At 37.5% G+C, this 22,401-nt stretch carries 17 protein-coding genes, 1 tRNA gene and 1 pseudogene; 5 read left to right on the top strand and 14 right to left on the bottom strand.

Features of this window, described 5'->3' with window-relative positions; translation table 11 throughout:
* Window positions 1-1,090: IS4 family transposase (locus KQI94_RS11040; protein ID WP_216454414.1), on the top strand; the 1,090-nt coding region annotated here is incomplete at its 5' end.
* Window positions 1,091-1,225: 135 nt separating this feature from the next.
* On the opposite strand, the pseudogene KQI94_RS11045 reads toward KQI94_RS11040, so the two are convergent.
* The 3 genes and pseudogenes from KQI94_RS11045 to KQI94_RS11055 form a co-directional block, all read right to left on the bottom strand.
* A pseudogene (locus KQI94_RS11045) lies at window positions 1,226-1,507 on the bottom strand (hypothetical protein); the annotation flags it as partial.
* Window positions 1,508-1,549: 42 nt separating this feature from the next.
* Window positions 1,550-2,494, bottom strand: coding sequence for an aminoglycoside phosphotransferase family protein (locus KQI94_RS11050; RefSeq protein ID WP_002390169.1), 945 nt, complete (start codon window positions 2,492-2,494; stop codon window positions 1,550-1,552).
* Between the two features lie 76 nt (window positions 2,495-2,570).
* Complete coding sequence (locus KQI94_RS11055; protein ID WP_216454418.1) at window positions 2,571-4,943, bottom strand: amidase family protein; 2,373 nt, start codon at window positions 4,941-4,943, stop codon at window positions 2,571-2,573.
* 161 nt (window positions 4,944-5,104) lie between these two features.
* On the opposite strand from KQI94_RS11055, the gene KQI94_RS11060 reads away from it, so the two are divergent.
* Window positions 5,105-7,342: an excinuclease ABC subunit UvrA gene (locus KQI94_RS11060; RefSeq protein WP_002368262.1), complete on the top strand. Its 2,238-nt coding sequence runs from the start codon at window positions 5,105-5,107 to the stop codon at window positions 7,340-7,342.
* A 48-nt stretch (window positions 7,343-7,390) separates the two neighbouring features.
* Here the strand turns inward: KQI94_RS11060 and KQI94_RS11065 are convergent, their stop codons facing one another.
* Entirely contained in the window at window positions 7,391-8,446 is a 1,056-nt protein-coding gene (locus tag KQI94_RS11065) for an endonuclease subunit UvrC (protein ID WP_002390167.1), read from the bottom strand.
* 22 nt (window positions 8,447-8,468) lie between these two features.
* Window positions 8,469-9,053 (bottom strand): hypothetical protein, encoded by a 585-nt coding sequence (locus tag KQI94_RS11070; RefSeq protein ID WP_002368259.1) that lies wholly within the window; start codon window positions 9,051-9,053, stop codon window positions 8,469-8,471.
* 176 nt (window positions 9,054-9,229) lie between these two features.
* On the opposite strand from KQI94_RS11070, the gene KQI94_RS11075 reads away from it, so the two are divergent.
* Both KQI94_RS11075 and mprF read left to right on the top strand, forming a co-directional pair.
* Window positions 9,230-9,964: an alpha/beta hydrolase gene (locus KQI94_RS11075; protein ID WP_002368258.1), complete on the top strand. Its 735-nt coding sequence runs from the start codon at window positions 9,230-9,232 to the stop codon at window positions 9,962-9,964.
* Entirely contained in the window at window positions 9,961-12,492 is a 2,532-nt protein-coding gene (gene mprF / locus KQI94_RS11080; protein WP_002358907.1) for a bifunctional lysylphosphatidylglycerol flippase/synthetase MprF, read from the top strand. The genes KQI94_RS11075 and mprF overlap by 4 nt, the downstream gene beginning before the upstream one ends.
* A gap of 70 nt (window positions 12,493-12,562) precedes the next feature.
* Here the strand turns inward: mprF and KQI94_RS11085 are convergent, their stop codons facing one another.
* Complete coding sequence (locus KQI94_RS11085) at window positions 12,563-13,375, bottom strand: pyruvate, water dikinase regulatory protein (RefSeq protein ID WP_002368256.1); 813 nt, start codon at window positions 13,373-13,375, stop codon at window positions 12,563-12,565.
* A 12-nt stretch (window positions 13,376-13,387) separates the two neighbouring features.
* Complete coding sequence (locus KQI94_RS11090) at window positions 13,388-14,017, bottom strand: helix-turn-helix transcriptional regulator (protein ID WP_216454420.1); 630 nt, start codon at window positions 14,015-14,017, stop codon at window positions 13,388-13,390.
* Between the two features lie 169 nt (window positions 14,018-14,186).
* Between KQI94_RS11090 and ppdK the strand changes: the two genes are divergently transcribed.
* Window positions 14,187-16,832 (top strand): pyruvate, phosphate dikinase, encoded by a 2,646-nt coding sequence (gene ppdK / locus KQI94_RS11095; RefSeq protein ID WP_002361422.1) that lies wholly within the window; start codon window positions 14,187-14,189, stop codon window positions 16,830-16,832.
* 113 nt (window positions 16,833-16,945) lie between these two features.
* Here the strand turns inward: ppdK and KQI94_RS11100 are convergent, their stop codons facing one another.
* The 7 genes from KQI94_RS11100 to KQI94_RS11130 form a co-directional block, all read right to left on the bottom strand.
* The gene (locus KQI94_RS11100) at window positions 16,946-17,278 is read right to left on the bottom strand and encodes a putative quinol monooxygenase (protein ID WP_002358903.1); all 333 of its coding nucleotides are present in this window, start codon (window positions 17,276-17,278) and stop codon (window positions 16,946-16,948) included.
* A 33-nt stretch (window positions 17,279-17,311) separates the two neighbouring features.
* Window positions 17,312-17,385 (bottom strand) — tRNA-Arg (locus KQI94_RS11105).
* A gap of 320 nt (window positions 17,386-17,705) precedes the next feature.
* Window positions 17,706-18,899: a GNAT family N-acetyltransferase gene (locus tag KQI94_RS11110; RefSeq protein ID WP_002368254.1), complete on the bottom strand. Its 1,194-nt coding sequence runs from the start codon at window positions 18,897-18,899 to the stop codon at window positions 17,706-17,708.
* A gap of 57 nt (window positions 18,900-18,956) precedes the next feature.
* Complete coding sequence (locus KQI94_RS11115; RefSeq protein ID WP_002368252.1) at window positions 18,957-20,351, bottom strand: glycoside hydrolase family 1 protein; 1,395 nt, start codon at window positions 20,349-20,351, stop codon at window positions 18,957-18,959.
* A gap of 82 nt (window positions 20,352-20,433) precedes the next feature.
* Window positions 20,434-21,681: a PTS sugar transporter subunit IIC gene (locus KQI94_RS11120; protein WP_002368250.1), complete on the bottom strand. Its 1,248-nt coding sequence runs from the start codon at window positions 21,679-21,681 to the stop codon at window positions 20,434-20,436.
* A gap of 65 nt (window positions 21,682-21,746) precedes the next feature.
* Entirely contained in the window at window positions 21,747-22,067 is a 321-nt protein-coding gene (locus KQI94_RS11125; RefSeq protein ID WP_002355919.1) for a PTS lactose/cellobiose transporter subunit IIA, read from the bottom strand.
* Window positions 22,068-22,089: 22 nt separating this feature from the next.
* A partial coding sequence (locus KQI94_RS11130; RefSeq protein ID WP_253296171.1) for a PTS sugar transporter subunit IIB occupies window positions 22,090-22,401 on the bottom strand: 312 nt, incomplete at its 5' end.

Genomic DNA, 22,401 nt, shown 5'->3' on the forward strand with positions numbered 1-22,401 from the left:
TCAAACGCCAACTGCTTCCGCATTTGTACAGGCTCGAAGTAAAATAAAGATTGAAGCTTTCAAACAACTCTTCTACCGAACCGTTCCTTCAAGTAACCAAAATAAACAATATAAAGGGTACCAACTATTGGCTCATGATGGATCCGATATTAATATCCCTTATGATGAAAACGATCCTGAATCCCACTACACCATCGGAAAGTTTGACAAACCTGTAGGATCTTTTCATATCAATGCTTTATATGACCCATTAAATAAATACTACGCATCGGTAAACTTCCAAAAAATTAGACAGCTAGACGAACGGAGCAGTTTGTGTCAAATGGTTGATGAGTTTACTTTTAAAAAGCCGACAATTATTATTGCAGATCGTGGTCATGAGTCATTTAACGTGTACGAACATATTAGAAAAAGTGGTCAAAAATTCGTAATTCGAGTAAAAGATACCAGAAGTAATGGTTTTCTTAAAGGATTTGGATTACCTCAAAAAGGAACGTTTGATAAAGAGATTAACCTTTGGTTAACAAGAAGAAAGACCAATAAAATCAAAGCTGACAAAAGCTATCAGTTTTTGCGTAAAAAGGCCAGCTTTGATTATCTTCCCCCCGATTCAAAAGAAAGCTATCCCGTTAGTCTCAGAGTTGTTCGGATTAAGTTGAGTGAGGATAGTTATGAATCTTTAGTCACGAATCTTGATTCCTTCACTTTTAAAAGCGAAGATTTAAAAGTTCTTTATCACTTACGTTGGGGAATTGAAACTTCCTTTAGAGAATTAAAATATGCCTTAGGTTTAAACCAATTCCACTCAAAGAAACTAGAGTTTATTATTCAAGAAATTTACGCGCGTCTCATTATATACAACTTTTCAATGGAAATTGCTCAGGTAGTGGCGTTATCAGCTCCTTTAAAGCAGTTCTATCAGCTTAATTTCACTCAAGCTATAGGTATTTGTAAAAGATTTTTTCTTGATCAAACCGTCAATGTAGAAATTTTGATAAGAAGATATCTCCTCCCCATACGACAGAATCGGAGTGACCAAAGAAATATAACAAAAAAGAAATTTGTTGGGTTTTTATATCGTATTGCCTAATATTATAAATCGGACTATACCATAATAGGACGTTTTTTTGTGTTGCTCAAAAATACAAAATTAGTCAAGTTAATAAGAAAAAAGCGATATACTTGAGACTATTATTTACTTTTTTTCCTTAACTTAATGACATTGGGTTTCCATGTATTGTCCTAACTGTTTTGCTTTTTGCTGATTCCAAATCGTCCCTTCTTCTGTAACTAATTCAGTTAATTCTTGTGTTTGCGTTGTTTGCTCTAATTCCAACGCCGTGGTTTGACTAACTTCGGTTGCTGAAATTGCTCTTGTTTCTTCAGCATTTACATTGTTTGTTTGTACGGTTTGTACTTTCTGTGATTCCTCTTTCGATTTTTGCCAACCACAGCTAGATAAAACGCTTCCAACAACCACTATCATAATAATCCCGTTTAGTTTCATTCCTTAAACTCCTGTTTTTATTTTTATTCTATCGAAATAAACCTAAAATCTCAATCCCTTTCTTTGGATAGTTGAAAACCATTTGGGAACTAGTAATTCTCCACAATTATAGTCCTCTAGTAATTGTTGGTATTGCTGTTCCATAGTCCTGATTTCTTTTTCACCAAAGCTCAGTGCCCAAACTAAAGAATAGAGTCCTGCGTGAAAAGTATAAAGCTTTTGAAACTGCCAAAATAAGGTAGGAACTTTCCCAGCAAAATAACCTTGTAATTGACCATAAGCAAACAATGGCGAAACATTTCTTGAAAAAAATTGTAACTTGTAAAATTCTTCATAAGGATCCCCAAAATCCCATCGATTAAAATCAATCACACCGACCTGCCTAGTTGGCAAGTAAATAAAATTTCCCGCATGGAAATCTCCATGCTGATAAACTACAGGCCGTTGTTGCAATAACGGTAATTGTTTTTCTAAATATGAAATTATTGGCTGCTGGTACGGCATACAAAATTGAGATTCCTTATACTTATTTAGTTGGCTCTGCTTTTTTTCGTATAAATTTCGCGCAATCTCTCTTTGACTAATCCTTTCAGGCAACAAAAGCTTATGGATTTTGTTTAAATAGCGGCCTGCCTCTATGCCTAAGTTCAGTTGTCTTTTAGGAGAAAGAGCGGGTAAAACATCGCTTAAGTCTTCACCTTCTAGATACGTTAATAACATGTATCCTTGTTCACTTTCAGGAATAGGTGCACATAAAAAAGGTTTAGAACTGGGAAATCCCAACGCCGCTACTTTTTTGATAAATTGATATTCTTGTTGTTTAGCTAATAACTCTTCTTGTTGAAAAATTCGCAATAAAAAGGTTTCTTGATTTTTGGTAACTTTAAACTTTAAATCAGTTGACCAACCACGGTGAATAGCTTCAACTTTTTGCCATTGCTGAAACGCTGGAATCTTCTCAAACGCCCTCATTACTTTCGCCTCCATTTCCCTATTGGTTTTAGTATACCAAAGAAAAAAGGCTGGAGACAATTGGGGATAAATTGTCTCCAACCTTCACTGGTTATCGTTTTCTAGTTTTCCTTATATAAATCGTTCCACTCGTTACTAAGAAAGCTCCTCCTAAAACAATCCAGAAAGTACTAGGTACTTCTACACCTGCTTTTGGTAATACTTTTTTGGGAAGCTGTTCTTTTTTCCCAATCATATTTTTATCAGAAAAAGCATGCGTACTTCCTGTTGATTTGGTTCCCTGATTTGCTGATGATTTCAGCGAATTATCTAAGGATGACTCACTAGTAGTTTTTCCAGCTTTGTCTGGGTTTTGGTTTTGGTTTTGGTTTTGGTTTTGGTTTTGGTTTTGGTTTTGGTTTTGGTTTTGATCTTTTCCTTCTATTGGTCCTTCAGTTTTTTTTGTTTCTTTGTCTTTTTCTGGTTTGCCACTTGCATCTGAGTCTTTGTCTTTTTCTGGTTTGCCACTTGCATCTGGTTCTTTGTCTTTGTCTGCTTCGCCACTTGCATCTGGCTCTTTGTCTTTTTCTGGTTCGTCACTTGCTTTTGGCTCTTTGTCTTTTTCTGGTTCGCCACTTGCATCTGGGTCTTTGTCTTTTTCTGGTTCGCCACTTGCATCTGGTTCTTTGTCTTTGTCTGGTTCGCCTCTTGCATTTGGCTCTTTGTCTTTGTCTGGTTCTTCTACATGTGGTTGATTTATCTTGTGGTTATTTTCAAATAAAGCACCTAATTGTAGCAATGTTCGGTCTTCATTTAATGCACTATTAAACTGAATCCCCAAAGGCAGTCCTTCTTTTGAAACGTAAGTTGGTACACTTAATGCTGGATGTCCAAATAAATTTGCTTGTTGTGTAAACGGTGTATATGTGAACGACGTCAGCCATTGGTCATAAATCAATTGTTTTTGTTCTGCTGGTGACAATTGATCAATTTTTTCCATCTGTGCTGCATGTTCTGGTTTTAGTAACGGATTATCAATACTAGGTGCCGTGGCAGCTGTCGTTGGTGTTAATAAGATAGGATACTGTTGATAAAATTCGTCCATCGCTTGTGCTTGTAAAGCAATATCTGTCCAAGCCGCAGTTGTCTCTTCACTCGTTATATTTTTTCCTGTTTGAAAAAGCGCCCATGTTAACAGTTCTACATCATTTCGTTCAAGCGGTCTTTTCAATTTCTGCCGCACCATAAAATCGGCAATTCCTGCTGAGCCAGCAGCTACAGTATAATAATTTTTCATTAGACGTTCCCCATCAACAGGGTGCTTCACTTCAACCAATGTGTACCCTTGGTCTTTTAAAAAAGCAACAGCTTCAGCGACCGCCTCTTTTGCTTCGGCACTTATAGGCGTTCCGGCAGGAGATTCTGTTGTATAAGCAATGGGTTGCGCTTGACTTAAATGTCCCGCAGGAAGATCTTTTTTGGTTAATAAGGTTTCAAATAATGCATTTGTATCCGCCACGGTTCGACTTAAACCAAAGTGAACAGTTTGACCTTTTGCACTATTAGAATTACCAATGATTACTCCTCTAGAAGGTTTCAAGCCTACGGTGCCTGTCCAAGAAGCAGGGATACGGATAGAGCCACCAGCATCACTTCCAGAGGCAATAGGAACAAATGCCGCGGCGACACTAGCACCCGCTCCGCCTGAAGAACCACCTGAATAATGGTTAGGATTCCATGGATTGACGGAAACGCCATATAACTTTGAATCTGAAATATTCTTCCAACCTAATTCTGGATAATTCGTTTGACCAATGATTATGAATCCGGCATTTTGTAGTGCTTTGACAAAGGTCGATGTCCCACCAGCTACTTGATCTTGGAGAAAACCAAAACCGTTCGTGTTGCTTTCACCTTTCAAGGATTGTCCTAACCCTTTTAGTAAGAGCGGCACACCTAGAAATGGTTGACCTGTATCTTGTAAAGCTTTTGCTTCTGTCAAAGCCGCTTCTTCTCGTAAAGTAATGACCGCATTTAATGTAGGATTTTCACGTTTAGTGATGGCCAACGCAATTTTTACTAATTCTTCGCTCGTCACCTTTTTTTCTCTTACTAAAGTTGCTAACTCCAGTGCAGTTGCTTGTTTATAATCTGCTTCTGAAAAAACACTCTCTGCAGAAACAGCTTTTTCATCTGTATCACTATTTTGTATCTCATTTGTGGTTTCAGTAGTTACTGCAACCACATTTCCGCTACTGCTTTCGGCGATTGCCGAAGAGGATTCTTTTTCCTGCATCACCGTTTGGCTAGTAGTTTCAGATTCCAAGTTAGCTACAGTCTGACTGGTTTCTGTTGTTACTGATTCCGTCTCTGTTTGAACGGTTGTTTCTAATATACTTTCTTGTGCCAACATTGGTACCCCTACCAGTGTTTGGCTAATTAATAAAATAATCCCTAACTTTTTGAACAAAATCGACTTCTTCATAAGTCACATCCTTTATCTATTAATACAGTTAAAAAATCTGTATTACTTATAGCATAAATGAAAGCGATTAAAAAGTAAAGTTCTCTTGAACATTCCCATGTTCAACTTTTAGGCTAGGTTCTTTTTATATGCTAAAATAGAATAGAAACGGAGGTTTTTTAATGGAATGGATTGAAATTAAGCACGCAACACAAAATAATTTGAAGAATATCTCTGTCAATATCCCTAAAAAGCAACTAACTGTTGTTACTGGACTTTCGGGTTCAGGAAAGTCCTCCTTAGTATTTGACACATTAGCCGCTGAATCACGTCGTGAACTAAATGATACATTTAGTTCGTTTGTTCAAAATTACTTACCCAAATATGGTCGTCCAGAAGTTGAAAAAATCGAGAATCTTCCTGTCGCAATTGTCATTGACCAGAAAAAAGTAGCAGGCAATTCTCGTTCGACAGTGGGAACGTATACAGATATTTATACGTTTTTACGTTTGTTGTTTTCACGAGCAGGTTCTCCATTTGTTGGTTATTCAGATACTTTTTCGTTTAATCATCCGGATGGAAAATGTCCAACATGCGATGGCTTAGGAAAGATTACCGAAATCAATCTTCATCAGCTAGTTGATTATGACAAATCATTAAACGAAGGGCCTATCGATTTCCCCACATTTACAGTTGGCAACTGGCGGTGGAAGCGTTATGCCCATAGTGGTCTATTTGATTTGGATAAAAAAATCAAGGACTATTCTCCTGAAGAGTTAGCATTATTTTTATATGCTCCACAACAAAAACTAGCTAATCCACCCAAAGAGTGGCCTCATACAGCTTTGTATGAAGGAATCGTCCCGCGCATGCAACGTAGCATATTGCATACAGACGAAGGCAAACGTCATCAAAAATACCTTAATCACTTTGTTACCGTAAAAAGATGTCCTGATTGTTTAGGAAGTAGAGTCAATGAACGTGTTCGTAGCTGCAAAATTAATCAGAAAAGTATTGCTGATGCTGTTGACATGCCACTCACTGAATTACATTCTTTTATTCGTTCAATGGACCTATCCTTAATAAAAACTATTCAAGAAGAGCTACTTGTACGTCTAGAAGCATTAATTAATATCGGTCTCTCCTACCTCACATTAGGACGAGCAACTGAAACACTTTCTGGTGGTGAAGCACAGCGGATTAAAATTGCTAAGTATGTAAACAGCGCCTTAAACGATATTATGTATATTTTAGATGAACCAAGTGCTGGCTTACATCCAAAGGACATCGAACGGATCAGTCGTGCGTTGCTCAATTTAAAAAATAAAGGAAACACCGTGGTTCTGGTGGAACACAATCCACAATTAATTAGAGAAGCTGATTTTATCATCGATATAGGACCTTTCGCAGGCGAAAATGGTGGCCATGTCCAGTTTTCAGGAACGTATGACGCATTTTTAGCCTCCAAAACCTTGACTAGTCAAGCGCTTCAAGAGCCGCTCCCTTTAAACGACCAACCAAGAAAAGCAAGGAAGTCTTTATCAATCGAACATGCGACACTGCATAATTTAAACAATCTATCTATCGAAGTTCCGTTAGGAGTTTTGACTGTTATTTGTGGGGTCGCCGGTTCAGGTAAATCATCATTAGCGGAAGAAATTTATCAAAAAGCCCAAGCTGATAACCAAGAAATTATTCATCTTTCACAAAAAAGCATTACCGCAAATTTACGATCCACACCTATGACCTATCTTAATATTTTTGATAAGGTCCGCAAACTGTTTGCGGAAGAAAATCATGTTAGTCCAGCTTTATTTAGCTATAATTCCAAAGGCGCCTGTCCTACTTGCAAGGGGAAAGGAATAATTGTCTCCGATATGTCTTTTATGGAGGATGTTACTAGTGTTTGCGAAACCTGTCACGGAACGCGTTACAAAGAAGAGGTGCTTCATTATTTGTATAACGGAAAAAATATCGTTGAAGTACTAGCTTTAAGCGTTAAAGATGGCTATGATTTTTTCAAAGACCAACCTTTTGCTCTTTCATTAAAAAATTTACTAGAAGTTGGCTTAAGCTATCTTAAACTCAATCAATCGCTCTCAACATTATCTGGTGGCGAATTGCAAAGGGTAAAATTAGCAGACACACTTCACCAAAAAAAAGCTATCTATTTAATGGATGAACCTACAGATGGTTTACACTTAATTGATATCCAACAAAGTCTTCAACTTTTCAATCGAATGGTAGAAGAAGGAAACAGCTTGATTTTATTAGAACATCACATTGATGTGATTAAAAGTGCCGACTGGTTGATTGAACTAGGTCCCGAAGGTGGAGAAAATGGCGGACAGCTTCTTTTTACAGGAACCCCAGCAAATATGCTAAATTCCACTCATTCTATTACTAAAGGCTATCTGTAAAATAAAAAGTACAAACGGTGCAAGCAACAAGCACCGTTTGTACTTTTTTTATTTCAACCCAACTTCCATCTTCACAGGTTGGTGATCTGTATATTTAAATTGTTCATCCTTTGTTTTCACGCTATGAACAGCCACATTATCAGAAACAATAAAACCATCAATTACATACACTTGGGATGTTTCATAAGAGCCAGTGTATGGCTTATTAAGCACCCGCACAGTCGGCTGTTGATCATCATAAGCAAGTGAAAAATGTTTAGGTAAGTCTGCTGGATCAATTTCTCCTGGTGCCCAACCAGCTTCCCCTAGGTCAGGATATCGATGACTGCCTTTGAAAACTTGATTAAAGTCACCTCCAGCAATTACATAGTTTCCTTTAGCGTATTCTTGGGATAATACGTCAGCTAACTTTTTGCTTTGAGCAATCTTCCCTTCCCCATTGTCATAGGCTTCCAAATGTAAGTTAAAAACCACTAATTCTTTGTCTGTGCCTTTAATTGGAAAGCGCGTTTCTAGAAGCGCTCGTTTTAAGTTACTAATGCTAACGGGCCAACGAAAGGGATTGGGTAAAGCAATGCGTTTAGCCTCTGTTATTTTTTCATTTGATAATGTTAATAAACCACTTTCTACTCGTCCAATCGGCGGCCAAGGAATGGGCACATAATCTACCTTAAAATTATAAGCAAATGCGCTGTTCAGCTGTAGCTGTTTTTGTAATTCTTCCTCTTGATTGACTTCATAAGAACGTTGCGAGCGACGATCGACTTCTTGGAATAAGTAAATCATCGCTGGTAATTCTTTTAAAGTTCCTTCAATGCCTGTTAAATTCTGTTGGACCATTGCCTTATTAACTGGTTGGACAGTTTTGCCACCGTCCATAAAAAAATCTTCTGTTTGTCCTAGGCCAGCATAGCCTATGTTATACGTGACTAAAGAAATGGATTGCTTTTTTTCGATGGTTTGCTCTGAAAATTGTTTACTTATAGCAACTGGTTCAACCGCTCGTGGTCGAAACTCTCGAAAGGTTAAATATCCTATCAAAATTAAAGCTATGCTTAAAAGAAGGACCATCAAGCTACCGAGATATTTAAAAAACTTTTTCATTGATTCCGATGTTCCTTTCACATTATGTCAAACCAAAAGTAGCAATTATCTTCGTTGCTACTTCTTCTGGTGTCATGTTTGAATTATTTATTTTCGTTATTTTTACATTTGGAAATGTACTTTCTAGTTCACCTTCGTGGCTTACTAATCGATGTTCTTTAAAGGTATTGAGTAATTCTTTTCGAGAAAAGTCGACATCGCGTTTTGAAGGTTTTGCCTCTAGCCGCTCTGGATGAACATTTCGTTCTAGGCGGATTGCTGTTGAAGAGACGAGTTCGACGAAATAAACGGACTCATGTTTATTAAGAAAAATTTCTGATATTTCTTCTAAAAATTGAAAATCCTGTTCTTGATCAAAAGAAATCACCACTGTAAAAATAATATTTTTTGTTGTATTTGTGGCTGGATTTTCTACAAAGGCCTGAAAAAGTCCCTTTCTAACGGAATCAGACAATTGAAACGCACGTTCCGTATACCCAAGATAGTTTGCAAATAAGTCAATGGTTTGATGATTAAATAGTAATTTAGCATCTAACTGTTTTTCTAAAGCCTTGCCAACGGTCATTTTCCCGACAGCTTGGGCACCAATTAAAACGATTAAAGACATCAACTTCTCCTCCTCTAGCCTAATTTTTAGGTGGCTATCTTCTACTATATCACACTATATTACAACACCTTACAAAACTGTTCGGAAAATTTTCTGTTTTTTATTACAAAAAAAAGACAAAAGACTCTATAATGAGAGAGGACTCGATTGATTATAGATGAGATAGGTGACGGAGAATGGTAATAGAAAAATATTTTCAAACAATAGATGGCAGTCAAATTTTTTATCAAATTTTTGGCAAAGAAACAAATTACCCCCTTGTGTTACTTCATGGTAATGGCAATGATCATACTTTTTTTAATTATCAAATTTCTTATTTCTCCAAGGAGTATCAAGTTATTGCGGTGGATACCCGCGGACATGGACGTTCCACCAATACACAAAGTCAATTAACTTTTCCGCTTTTGGCAGAAGATTTAGCTGGTATTATTCAACAAGAACACTTAACAAAAATTAATTTATTGGGCTTTAGTGACGGAGCAAATATTGCCATGGTTTTTACCCATTTATATCCTGATTTCGTCAACAAACTCGTCTTAAATTCTGGAAATGTCACCATGTCTGGTCTGAAAAAATATGTAACGATTGCCACTTATTTTCAATATTGGTTTTGTCGTATTGGCGCTTTTTTTTCAAAAAAATTGCGCGCACGGCTCCCTATCGTGGCTCTGTTATTTGAAGATACTGGACTGACAAAACAAGATTTAGAACACATCCCCTGTCCTACTCTTGTTATTACTGGCAGTCGAGATTTAATTGCGCTTTCCCATTCACGGGCGATTGCTGATGCCATTCCTGATGGCAAATTGGTCTTGGTAAATAAACAGGGTCATTTATTTGCCAAAAACTCACCAGATATTTTTAATAAAACAATCGAAAAATTCTTAAAGGAAATGAAGGTGTCTAAATGAAACAAATTATTCATTGGATCAAAACGCATACAGGATTACTAAAAACACTGTTTGTTATTGCGGTCTCAATTATTGTTGTTGCCCAACTTTTATCAATTGGTAAAACGATCTCATTTGAACAGTTAAAACAGATTTTTGATGAGATTCCGCTATGGAAATTGTTATTGATGATGGTTATCGGTTTAGTTTCCGTTACTCCGATGCTAAATTATGACTTAACATTAAATCGCATTTTAAACTTGAAAGTCTCAAAACGGGAACTCCTTGAATCTAGCTGGATTGTCAATACCATCAATAATATTGGTGGATTCGGTGGTTTGGTCAGCATGGGACTTCGTTCTGAATTTTATGGAAATAAAACAGAGGAAAAGAAAATTTTACCTGCGTTAACCCATATTTTACTTTTTGTGTTATCCGGTCTATCTATTTATAGTATTCTTTGCTTTTTCCTTGTTCAGTTTGATCCAAAGATGGCTTATTTACAGCAATATTGGATTTGGTTATTAGGTGGCGGTCTTTATTTCCCGTTACTTTATCTTATTTTACATTTCCAAAAAAATAGTTCCTTTGGTAACCTCGATGCAAAAAATCGCTTATCTCTAGTTGTTTCTTCGTTTTTAGAATGGACAGGTGTTTTAATTACCTTTATCAGTATTGGTTACTTATTAGATGTACCGATTCCTTTAATTGATATTGTTCCTTTATATGTAGCAGCTTCGATTATTGGGATTGCTTCGATGATTCCAGGGGCTTTAGGTAGTTTTGATGTCATGATGATTTTAGGACTAAGCAACTTAGGTGTTGATCGTGAAATTATTGTTTTGTGGTTATTGCTCTATCGTTTATTCTATTATATTATTCCTTTCTTAATTGGCTGTTTGTTCTTTACAAAACACTTAAGCCAAAAGTTGGATACTCACTATCGTCAATTGCTAAAACAAATTACTTTGGAAATTGCCCACAAGCTAGAAGTGGTTTTACTTTATTTTTCAGGAATTATGATGGTGCTCCTAGCCACTATTCCAGAAGCCTTCACTCAAGTGCATTGGTTAAGAGATATTAACCCCTTCCGTTCTCATATTATTATTCAAATTCCGAGTATTGTTTTAGGCTTTGCATTATTAATTATGGGACGTGGGATTGCTGATCGTGTTAAAAGAGCCTATTATCCAACGATTATTTTATTAATTGGTGCTATCTTGTATTCATTTGTTGTTGACTTTAGTATGTTTTCCATTTTCTATTTAGCTATTTTATTATTTATCGTTATTTTTTCAAAATCAGAATTGTACCGTGAACAACTGGTTTACTCTTGGGAGTGGATGACGATTGATGGGTTTATCTTTGGCTTATTGACTTTGTTATACCTGGTAATTGGTGTTTATAATTTACCGAACTTCCCACACCATCGTCATCATTTTGTGGAATTTTTCTTGTTCCCTTCCGAACGGATCTGGTTGTCAGGATTTATCGCTATCCTCTTAGTTATGAGTTTTAACTTTCTATTTGTTCGCTACCTTCAAGGAAAAAAACACCAAGTTGGTGAGTTTCCAGAAGATAGTATCTTGCATAATATCTTAACAACTTATGGCGGGAATATTGACAGTGAACTTGTCTTTCTTCATGATAAACAGGTTTTCTTATATCCCAAAGAAGAACCGACTGTCTTTTTACAATTCAACACCATTAATAATAAATGCGTTGTGATGGGCAACCCTTCTGGGAACAAAGAAGATTTTCCTGCGGCGATTGATGCATTCCTTAAAGAAACAGATCGTTTCGGCTATGTACCCGTCTTTTACGAAACCAATGAGGACAGCGTGATGTTACTACACGAATACGGCTACGAATTTATCAAAATGGGCGAAGAAGCCTTAGTTAATCTAGAAACATTTACGATGTCTGGGAAAAAATTCAAAGGTACCCGCGCAGTGTTTAATAAAATTACCAAAGCCGGCTATTCATTTGACGTACTCCAACCTCCTTTTAGTGCCGAACAAATGCACGAATTAAAAGCTATTTCGGATAGTTGGTTAGATAATCGAAAAGAAAAAGGCTTTTCACTAGGATTTTTCGATGAAGCGTATCTTCAAAGAAACCCAATTGCTGTTGTCCGAAATGCTGAAGGAGAAATGGTCTCTTTCGCTAATATCATTCCTAGTTACACAAATGAAGTTGGTACCATCGACTTGATGCGTCACCATAAAGAAAAAGCCCCTTCTGGAAGTATGGATTTCCTATTTATTCATTTATTTGAATATATGAAAACAGAAAATATTCATTATTTCAATTTAGGGATGGCTCCGTTAGCCAACGTTGGTCAATCAAGAAAAAGTTTTATTCAAGAACGGATTGCTGCGTTAATTTATGAATTTGGTTCAGAAATCTACTCCTTCCAAGGATTACGCGAATACAAGGAAAAATTTGCTAGCAAATGGCAACCCCGCTATACACTTTATTCTAAAAGTAGCTGGATTGTCTACGTGATGATTGCTTTACTCATTGTCGATCAAAAAAATATTGACTAACAAAAAGAAGCCCAATTAAGTATAAAAAGCTTGGCAACTTCACTGAAATTTAGTGAGGTTGCCAAGCTTTTTAATTTCTTTCATCTAGTTTTTCTTTAATCAAAAAGGCTGTTTCTTCGACAGATTTTGCGGTTACATCAATCACTGGGATACCATACTTCGCAAAAATTTCTTCGGCATAAGCTAATTCTTGTTCAATCCGTTCAACATTGGTATAACTGGTCTCATTACCTAAACCTAAGGAAGCCAACCGACTGCTACGAATCTGTCCTAATGCTTCTGGCGAACAAACTAAACCAATCATTTTTTGTGGATCCATTTCTTCCAAAATTGACGGCAATGGAACTTCTGGAATTAATGGTAAGTTAGAAACGCGGTAGCCTTGATTTGCTAAATACATACTGACTGGCGTTTTTGAGGTCCGCGAAACGCCTAACAACAATATATCAGAATTAAGAAACCCTTGAGGATTTTTGCCATCATCATATTTTACAGCAAATTCAATCGCTGAGATTTTATCAAAATAGGCACGATCTAGTTGGTGGCGTCGTCCAGGCTCTTCAATAGGATCTACTCCGGCTTTCGCTTGAATTAATTCAAAAAATGGCGCCATTAAATCTAAATATAACAACCCTGTTCGTTCACTAAATTCTTTCGCCGCTGTGATTAGTTGTTTACTGACTAATGTACTGACAACTAAGGCTTTATCTTTTAAGGCATCTTTTAAAATCTCTAATAATTCTTCTTCTGTTGTGACAAAAGAAAAATTGTATCGATTAAGAAAAGAAATATCTGGATATTGTGCGCTTGCTGCAGCTAACAATTTTTGTGATGTTTCTCCAAGTGAATCGGAAATAGTATAAACAATGATCTCTTTTTTCATAATTAAGCTCCCTTATCTATTTTGTGCGGCTTCTTTCGCTTGTTGCGTAATATAGGTTAAAATTTTCGTTTTCGTAATTTTTCCAATAACTTTTTTAGGATTTTCTTTTTCAACGACTGGCAAAGAATCCACTTCGTATTTTTGCAAAGTGTCAGCAGCTTCAAGAATAGTAAATTCTGGTGTGCAGGTTTTCACATGTGGCACTCTTGTCATACAAACAGCAACAGGTGTGCCATCAATATTTGTATTTAAAGAGGCCCGTAATAAATCTTTTCGTGACAAAACCCCTAATAATTCTTTTGCTTCATCCATGACATAAAGAGAACCGACATCATACATAAACACGTTGGTAATCGCATCTCGAATTGAGGTGTCTTGGGCAACCATCAATGGTGGACTCATGATCTCCTGAACTTTTGTTTGAAAAACATCAAAAAAGAAAAAAGCCTCCATATTATCACTTTCGTAAGTATAACCAACTTTCGGACTTGCTTTTAAAATTCCTGAAAGTGTTAAAAAAGACAAATCAGAACGCAATGTCGCACGTGAAACGGCTAGTATGTCCGAAATGCGTTCACCACTAACTGGCTGATGCTCTTTTACAACAGCGATAATTTGCTCTTGTCGTTTACTTAATTTCATCATTTCCTCCTCAATTCCTCTTAAACAAATTGTGCATTCGCTTACAATTATACACATATTTATTGTTTTTTCAACATATTGACAAGAAACTTTTTCTATTGACAAACTTATTTCCGTCAATTATGATGTTTATTGAACATATAAGACACATATTAAACGGAGGTCACGCATGAAAAAGTTTATTTATTCTTTTAACGAAACACACAATGAAGGTAAAGAGACTCTTGGTGGTAAAGGGGCGAACTTGGCAGAAATGACACGCTTAGGTTTGCCGATTCCGCAAGGATTCACGATTACAACCCGTTGCTGTATGGACTATTTGGCAGATGCTACTTTCTTTGAAGAACACTTACAATCAGAAATTTTGAAAGCGGTTAAAAATCTAGAAACTGAAACAGGCAAATCTTTTACCGCGGACAATGAGATTCTCTTAGTTTCCGTTCGCAGCGGTGCTGCCTTCTCGATGCCTGGTATGATGGATACTATTTTAAATTTAGGTTTAAATGATCAACGTGTGAAAAAATTTGCGACCTTAACCTCTCCTGGTTTTGCTTTTGATTGTTATCGCCGACTTATTCAAATGTTTGGAGACGTCGTCTATCACATTCCCAAAGAATTATTTGACCAACAAAAAGAGCGCTTGGAACAAGAGCTCAACAAAAAAATTACCGCTTTTCAAGAAGAAGATCATTTCGCCTTGATTGTCCGCTACCAAGAAGTTTTTGAACAACATCAGGTGGTCTTCCCGCAAGACCCTGTCGCACAACTTTTTGAAGCAATCAAAGCTGTTTTTGATTCATGGAATAATCAACGTGCGGTGGTTTATCGAAACTTACATCATATTGCACATGATTTAGGTACAGCTGTCAACATTCAAGAAATGGTTTTCGGCAATCGTGGACTAGACAGTGGCACTGGCGTTGTCTTTACTAGAAATCCGGTCACAGGGGAAAATCAACTGTTTGGAGAGTTTCTTTTGAACGCGCAAGGAGAAGATGTAGTGGCTGGTATTCGGACGCCAGAACCCATTCGTCGTTTACGTTTGACTATGCCAAAAGTTTATCAAGATTTTCGCCATTACGCAGAACTTTTAGAATATCATTATCGTGACATGCAAGATATTGAATTTACCATTGAAAATGAAAAATTATATATTTTACAAACAAGAAACGGGAAACGAACCGCCGCAGCTACGGTTAAAATTGCTTTAGACTTAGCCAAAGAAAATCGCATTACTAAACAAGAAGCACTGTTGCGTGTGACACCTGATACGATTGATCAATTAATTCATCCCGTGTTTGATCAAGAGAAACGACAACACATGGAACGTTTAGCTATGGGACTTCCTGCTAGTCCTGGTGCAGCAAGTGGCCAAATTGTTTTTACAGCAGAAAAAGCCAAAGAACTGACCAATCTAGGAAAGAAAGTCATTCTTGTTCGTCAAGAAACTTCACCAGAAGATATTGAAGGCATGGTTGTAAGCGAAGCAATTGTGACCAGTCGTGGCGGAATGACTTCTCATGCCGCTGTGGTCGCACGAGGAATGGGAACTTGCTGTGTGACTGGTTGTGAAAGTTTAACCGTCAATGAAGAAACCAAACAACTACACTGCGGGCCACAAGTCATCTTAGAAGGAACAATCATTTCCGTCGATGGCTCAACGGGGGAAATTTATCTTGGCGAAATTCCTACAATTTCTGCTGATAATAACGATGACCTTCAAGAGCTCTTGTCTTGGGCAGATGCGTATGCTGATTTAACTGTTCGTGCCAATGCAGAAACTACACAAGATTTAGAGACTGCTATCCGTTTTGGCGCAGCGGGGATTGGTTTAGCGCGAACAGAGCATATGTTTTTCGGTGAAGAGCGTGTCTTGGAAATGCGTCGCCTGATTTTAGCAGAGTCTGAAAAGGAAGCAACCTATGCGTTGGAGCAACTTCTTCATTTTCAACAGGAAGACTTTTATCAAATGCTGAAAGTAGTTCAAGACAAGCCCATGGTGGTCCGCTTGCTGGATCCGCCGATGCATGAGTTTTTACCTCATGAAAAGAATGATATTCAATTATTGGCGAAGCAACTACAACGGTTCCCAGTGACCATCGCCAAACAAATTGAACGGTTACAAGAAACCAATCCAATGTTGGGTCATCGTGGTTGTCGTTTAGGTGTGACCCAACCACAAATATACAAAATGCAAGTTACAGCCTTATTTACTAGTGCCATTCGATTAGTCAAAGAAGGAATTACTGTTTATCCAGAAGTGATGATTCCTCTAATCGCCGAAAAAGAAGAACTTCTCTATCTCAAACGCATTTTAAAAGAAACGATTGATGGTCTCTTTGAAGAACATAAAATGACTCCTTTCCCTTACGAAATTGGGACAATGATTGAACTACCTAGAGCTTGTCTGATTGCGGATCAGTTAGCAGAAGAAGCAGACTTTTTCAGCTTTGGAACAAATGATTTAACACAAATGACCTATGGTTTTTCTCGTGATGATATCGGTAAATTCATTAATACGTATCGGGAAAAGAAAATCATTACCCAAGATCCGTTTCAATCACTAGATCAAACAGGTGTTGGTCAACTGATTCAATTAGCTGTAGAGAAAGCGCGTCGTACTAAACCAAACATGAGTATTGGCGTATGTGGAGAAGTCGGTGGTGATCCGCAATCCATCACGTTTTTCCAAACACTTGGCCTAAACTACATCTCTTGCTCACCTTATCGGGTACCTATTGCGAAACTCGCAGCTGCCCAAGCCAAAATTTTAACCGAACCGGCTGTGACTGAAGAGCAAATGGTCCTTCTTTAATTTAACGTGTGTAACAAATGATTCATCCTTACAAGATAAAAAGTGCTAGGAACATCAGTCGAAACGGCTGATGTTCCTAGCACTAAATTTTAAGATCAATGATTGCACTCTAGTTATTTTCTTATAAACGCGGCATCTTTTGTCAAGGGGTCTGTTACATCTGATACATATCTTTCTACTTTCATATGCAAATCATATTTTTCTCTAAGTTCCGTAATACGGGTCATCATTGGAGAAGCGTGGTGTTTGTCTAATGCTTCCTGATCTGTCCAACTATCAATCAGCAGAACTGTTTCTTCATCGTCCATTGGAAAAAAGTATTCATAGCGACTATTCCCTTTTTCTGCACGGATTGCCTCTACAATTCCGCTGGCAATCATTTCTTTGGCAAATTCTCTTGCACGTCCATTTGTCCCACTATAATAAATATTTATAGTAATCGCCATCTGTCTTCCCCCCTAAATTTACTTGCCTTTTTACGTTCCCGACTGGAATTGAACCAGCGACCTACCGCTTAGGAGGCGGTTGCTCTATCCTACTGAGCTACGAGAACAATCTGTTTTAATTTTAGAAGTCTTCACTACATCTGTCAATAGACAAAAAGAAAGTATCCCGCATAAACAATTATGCGAGATACTTTCTTTCAGTGAAACACGTCGTTCGTTTATCTATTATTTTTTTTGCCGCCGATCAAGAATCATTTTTCCTAAATAATAAAGTCCTGTCGCAATAGCTATATATTGCCCAATTTTATTATTGCGTGCAACTTTTTCTTGTTTCGTTTTCGCCATTGTCCCCATCACCTTTCTAAAATAATTCTTTTTACATTTTTATTATAGTAGGTTCTGTCATTTTTTGCGAATAAACACACTTTTAAAAATAATCTTCTAAAATTGGCATGCCTTTGACTAAACGTTGTCCTAAACGTTGAGCTGTCGTTGCGTCTCCTTGCAAGCGTTCATAAAAAGATAACGTCTCTGCTGAACGATAGCCCAAGAATAGTTGCGTCCACGTTTGGATATCTGCTTTCAAAGCAGCAGTCCCTTCTTTTTCCGCAGCACCTTTAGTCACTGTTGCTTTTCTTTGTTCGTCAATTGTGATTGTCCAAATGCCTTCATTCCATGGCCCATAGGAATCTTCAATCTCTAAAGAATACGTTTCTTTTTTTCCTGATTGAAATGGATACTTTTCCAGAAATGTTTGTAACTCAACGATTCGTGCCATCATGTAAGGTAAAATTTTTACAGAAGCTGCTGGCGTTGGCATTAAATCATTTAAATCTTTTCCAGCAAAACCATTAATCCAATGGAACGATTGAACGGAACCACTATGTGAGCCAATAAACCCAGCTAAAGCTTTAAAAGCTGTATTAGTTAAATAGTTCCATTCTACGATTTCAAAGGTGCCAGCAGCTATCCGATAAATCACATAGCCTTCCGCTTTCCCTTCTGACGAATAATAAATCGCTTGATTATTTGGTTTACTTGCACGATTCAGCGTATAATCCAGCCACCAAGTTTCACGAATCACACCACCAGAGTGCGCTCTTTGATTTTCAAGGTATACGTCTTTAATGACCTCTTTACCGTCAGCCCAAGAAACTCGTTTAATGGTACCCGGAACTCGTTTAACACGTGGCCAATCTTCCGTTTTAATTGTATACTCTGCTTGTTCAAATGTTTGTTCATAGCCATATTGACGATAAAATGGATATGAAAACGGTGCTAAGTAAGAAAGGGCAACCTTTTGTTTCGCTAAATCAGCCAACATTTCTTTCATAATAGCAGAGATGCCGCCTTCACCACGATATTCTGGATAAGAAGCCACATAGCCAATTCCAGCCATGGGATAGCGGACACCATGGAAATTCACTTGAAAAGGTGTCGCCATCACTTGACTTGTTAACTGCTCATCAATTAGGAATCCATAGCTTTGCGTATGTGACAACAATTTTTCAAAACGTTCTTGGCGTTCCGCCGTGGGTTCCTGATTAAAAGCATAGATGACAAGATCAAACATCTCTTTCATTTCTTCTTTGCCCATTTTTTTGACTCTTTTAGTTGTCATTTTCTTTCCTCCTCGCACATTGTATCAATTCATTTTATCACAGAAACGGTTCTCTTTCTAAAAGCCGTTATTTGCTGTCATTTCTTTGAACCAACGACCGCTTTTCTTAATGATCCGTTTCGCATCATCATCTAAATCCACAGCGATGAAGCCATAACGATTTTTATAGGCATTGAGCCAAGACCAGTTATCCATACACGTCCACATATGATATCCTTGAACATTACTACCTTCTTGAATCGCTTGGTGCACCCATTTCAAGTGATCTTGCACGAATTCAATCCGATAATCATCTTCAATGACTCCTTGTTCATTGACAAAGCGTTCTTCTCCTTCTACGCCCATGCCATTTTCTGAAATGTAGCAGCGAATGTTGCCATAATTTTCTTTTAAATTCATTAATGTATCATAAATACCTTTTTCGTAGATTTCCCAGCCACGGTAAGGATTCATTTTTTTGCCAGGCATATCGTAGACATCATAAAAATCTTCTGGAAGTAAGCCTTCTGGTCGTGTTTCAACAGGTGTTTCTTTTGCTTTGGCACGACGTGGTTGATAGTAGTTTACTCCTAATAAGTCCACAGTATTTTCAGCAATTATTGCTAAATCTTCTAGCGTTGTTTCTGGCAACAAGTCATTTGCTTTCGCCCAAGCAACCATATCTTCTGGAAAATGGCCTTTAACAGCCGGGTCTAAAAACGAACGGTTAAAGAAACCATCGACAAATTTAGCCGCATTTACATCGGCTTCGTTGTGCTCATCACGAGGATAAGTCGGCGTTAAGTTTAAAATAATGCCAATTTCACCTGATAAGTTCATAGAGTGATAGACGGCAATCGCTTTGGCACTAGCTAAAGCTTCATGATAGAGTACTTGAATCCCTTCTTTTAGATTCACTTTATCAGGATAATGCCAGCCATAGAGATAACCACCTTCAACTGGTACAATTGGTTCATTGTGCGTAAACCATTTTTTCACGCGATCGCCAAACAATTCAAAACAGGTTTTGGCAAAGTCAACATACAAATCAACCACTTCACGGCTTTCCCAACCGCCTTTTTCTTGAAGTACCATCGGCATATCAAAATGATACAAGTTCATAAAGGGCTCAATCCCGTGTTCTAATAAATCATCAATCACTTGATTATAAAAATCAACTGCTGTTTGATTGACTTTCCCTGTTGTAGGATCTGGAATTAAACGGCTCCATTGAATGGATGTTCGAAAAGAGTTATGTCCCGTTTCTTTCATTAACTGAATATCTTCTTGGTATTTTTTATAAAATTGTGAGGTCTTATCTGGACCGACTTGTTGAAAGAATTTTTCTGGCGCTTCTTGATACCAAAAATCCCAAATGTTTTGACCTTTACCATCACCTTCAAAAACGCCTTCTGTTTGAGGACCGCTGGCTGCAGAACCCCACCAAAAATTTTCTGGAAATTGATATTTCATGTTGTTTGCTCCTTTACGATTTAATCATTAAAAAAGGATTGAACCCTCCGTAAGAGTCCGGACGATTCAATCCTTCGATTTTTTACTCAGCTGCTTCTGCGGCTGCTTCTTGTTTCAAGTATTGATCTGTTGCTACTTTTACGAAAGGCATGTAGATCAAAATAGAAATCAATAAGTTAACAGCTGCTAAAAATCCGCCAATAATTGGTGGTGTTACCCAAGGTGGCATAAAGGTTGCAGCTGGCACTAAACCAGTTGCTGTCGCCACATACGCAACAGTTACAAGAACCATTGGGACTAAAATGAATGGGATAAACATAATTGGGTTTAAAACAATTGGTAAACCGAACATGACTGGTTCATTAATATTAAATAGTCCTGGTGCTAAACTTAAGTTTGTAATGACTTTGTATGGTTTGTTACGACGACCTACGATAAAGATAGCAATTAACAGACCTAATGTTGCTCCTGTTCCACCTAAGTTTACAAATGAATCAAAGAAAGGTTTGTTTACAATATAAGGAATTGCTTTACCTGCTTCTAAAGCTTTAATGTTCGCATCAATCGCTGGTACGTTGATTGTTTGCATTAATGGGTCAACCATGTTGGCACCATGTAAACCAAAGAACCATAAGAATGGTGTAATGAAAGCTAACAATAATGCTGATGGGTAGCTGTTTGCAAGTCCCATAAATGGTTGTTGAACTGCTTCATAGAATGAAATAACGATATTGTCAATTCCTAAAGCAAATAGAATTGATGTAATTAAACTAAATAAACTGATTGTAATCATTGCTGGTAATAATGCCGCAAATGATTTTGCTACTGCTGGTGGTACACCATCAGGCATTTTGATAACTAATTTAGGATTGCCAGATAAACGTTGGAATAGTTCTCCTGAAATAAGTGCAATAATCAAAGCAATAAATAATCCAGTTGCGCCCATGCCTTCTAAGCCGCCAACTGCGAAGAATGAAGCTACAGAAACTGTACCGGCTGCAATGCCGTCTTTTCCATAAGATTTAACTAAATTGTGTGCTACTAAAAAGGCTACTAAAACGGCAAAGATTGCGAATGTACCGTTCCAAATGTTACCACCAAAGCTTTTCCAAATTGGTGCATCGTTATACATCATTGGGAAAATTTTGTTTAAAAAGTCCTCATATCCTGGAATTGGAATATTATTAATTAATACCGCCAAAGCCCCTAAAATCATTAATGGCATCGTTACGACAAACGCGTCACGAATTGCTACCAAGTGCCGTTGCGCTGCGATAACTGACGCTTTCGGCATAAAGTGTTTCTCCATCCATTGAACAAATCCGTCCATTGTTATTCCTCCTAATTAACGCTTTCTCAAGCGCGTTTTTCTTATAAGACGCATTGACAACGAGATTACTCGTTATCAATACGGCGATAAAGATCGATAATTTCTTTTGCTAAATCTGTAAATGCAATCGCAGTCATTAAATGATCTTGACTATGCACTGTTAACAATGTTACTTGCATGTTATTGCCTTTTGCTTCTTCTGTTAACATTCCTGTTTGCGAATGATGTGCATGTACAAGTGATTCTTCTGCATCTGCAATTTTTTTGTCTGCTAATTCAAAATCCCCCGATTTTGCTGCGGCAATCGCTTCCATTGCATCGCTCTTAGCATTTCCGCCATACATGATTAAACCCATGATTGCTTCTAAGTTCTGTTGTCCGTCCATTACCTCTACCCCATTTTCTGCTCTAGTTTGATGATCCCATTAATGAAATTGCTTGATCTAAAACTTTTTCGCCATTCATCATGCCATAGTCCGCCATGTTAATTACATCTAAAGGAATCCCTTTTGGTTGTAATTTTTGTTCAAATTGCCCTTTCATGAAACGAACTTGTGGGCCTAATAATAAAACATTTACCTCTTTATTTTCCAAGTTTGTATCTGCTTCAGAAGCCGATACTGCAAAGATGTCTGCTTCCATACCACGATCTTCTGCTGCTTTTTGCATTTTTGTTACTAATAAACTTGTGCTCATTCCTGCGGAACAAACTAACATAAT

It is taken from the genome of Enterococcus sp. S183_ASV_20, assembly GCF_018919685.1.
Classification (GTDB): domain Bacteria; phylum Bacillota; class Bacilli; order Lactobacillales; family Enterococcaceae; genus Enterococcus; species Enterococcus faecalis.

What these genes read in the sequence shown, in the direction of transcription:
- ppdK (WP_002361422.1), top strand. Translation starts at nt 14,187, where the DNA reads ATGAAAAAGTTTATTTATTCTTTTAACGAAACACACAATGAAGGTAAA.
- KQI94_RS11070 (WP_002368259.1), bottom strand. Translation starts at nt 9,053, where the DNA reads ATGTCTTTAATCGTTTTAATTGGTGCCCAAGCTGTCGGGAAAATGACC.
- KQI94_RS11065 (WP_002390167.1), bottom strand. Translation starts at nt 8,446, where the DNA reads ATGAAAAAGTTTTTTAAATATCTCGGTAGCTTGATGGTCCTTCTTTTA.
- KQI94_RS11090 (WP_216454420.1), bottom strand. Translation starts at nt 14,017, where the DNA reads ATGAAATTAAGTAAACGACAAGAGCAAATTATCGCTGTTGTAAAAGAG.
- mprF (WP_002358907.1), top strand. Translation starts at nt 9,961, where the DNA reads ATGAAACAAATTATTCATTGGATCAAAACGCATACAGGATTACTAAAA.
- KQI94_RS11100 (WP_002358903.1), bottom strand. Translation starts at nt 17,278, where the DNA reads ATGGCGATTACTATAAATATTTATTATAGTGGGACAAATGGACGTGCA.
- KQI94_RS11120 (WP_002368250.1), bottom strand. Translation starts at nt 21,681, where the DNA reads ATGGACGGATTTGTTCAATGGATGGAGAAACACTTTATGCCGAAAGCG.
- KQI94_RS11060 (WP_002368262.1), top strand. Translation starts at nt 5,105, where the DNA reads ATGGAATGGATTGAAATTAAGCACGCAACACAAAATAATTTGAAGAAT.
- KQI94_RS11115 (WP_002368252.1), bottom strand. Translation starts at nt 20,351, where the DNA reads ATGAAATATCAATTTCCAGAAAATTTTTGGTGGGGTTCTGCAGCCAGC.
- KQI94_RS11050 (WP_002390169.1), bottom strand. Translation starts at nt 2,494, where the DNA reads ATGGAGGCGAAAGTAATGAGGGCGTTTGAGAAGATTCCAGCGTTTCAG.
- KQI94_RS11085 (WP_002368256.1), bottom strand. Translation starts at nt 13,375, where the DNA reads ATGAAAAAAGAGATCATTGTTTATACTATTTCCGATTCACTTGGAGAA.
- KQI94_RS11125 (WP_002355919.1), bottom strand. Translation starts at nt 22,067, where the DNA reads ATGGACGGACAACAGAACTTAGAAGCAATCATGGGTTTAATCATGTAT.
- KQI94_RS11110 (WP_002368254.1), bottom strand. Translation starts at nt 18,899, where the DNA reads ATGACAACTAAAAGAGTCAAAAAAATGGGCAAAGAAGAAATGAAAGAG.
- KQI94_RS11055 (WP_216454418.1), bottom strand. Translation starts at nt 4,943, where the DNA reads ATGAAGAAGTCGATTTTGTTCAAAAAGTTAGGGATTATTTTATTAATT.
- KQI94_RS11075 (WP_002368258.1), top strand. Translation starts at nt 9,230, where the DNA reads ATGGTAATAGAAAAATATTTTCAAACAATAGATGGCAGTCAAATTTTT.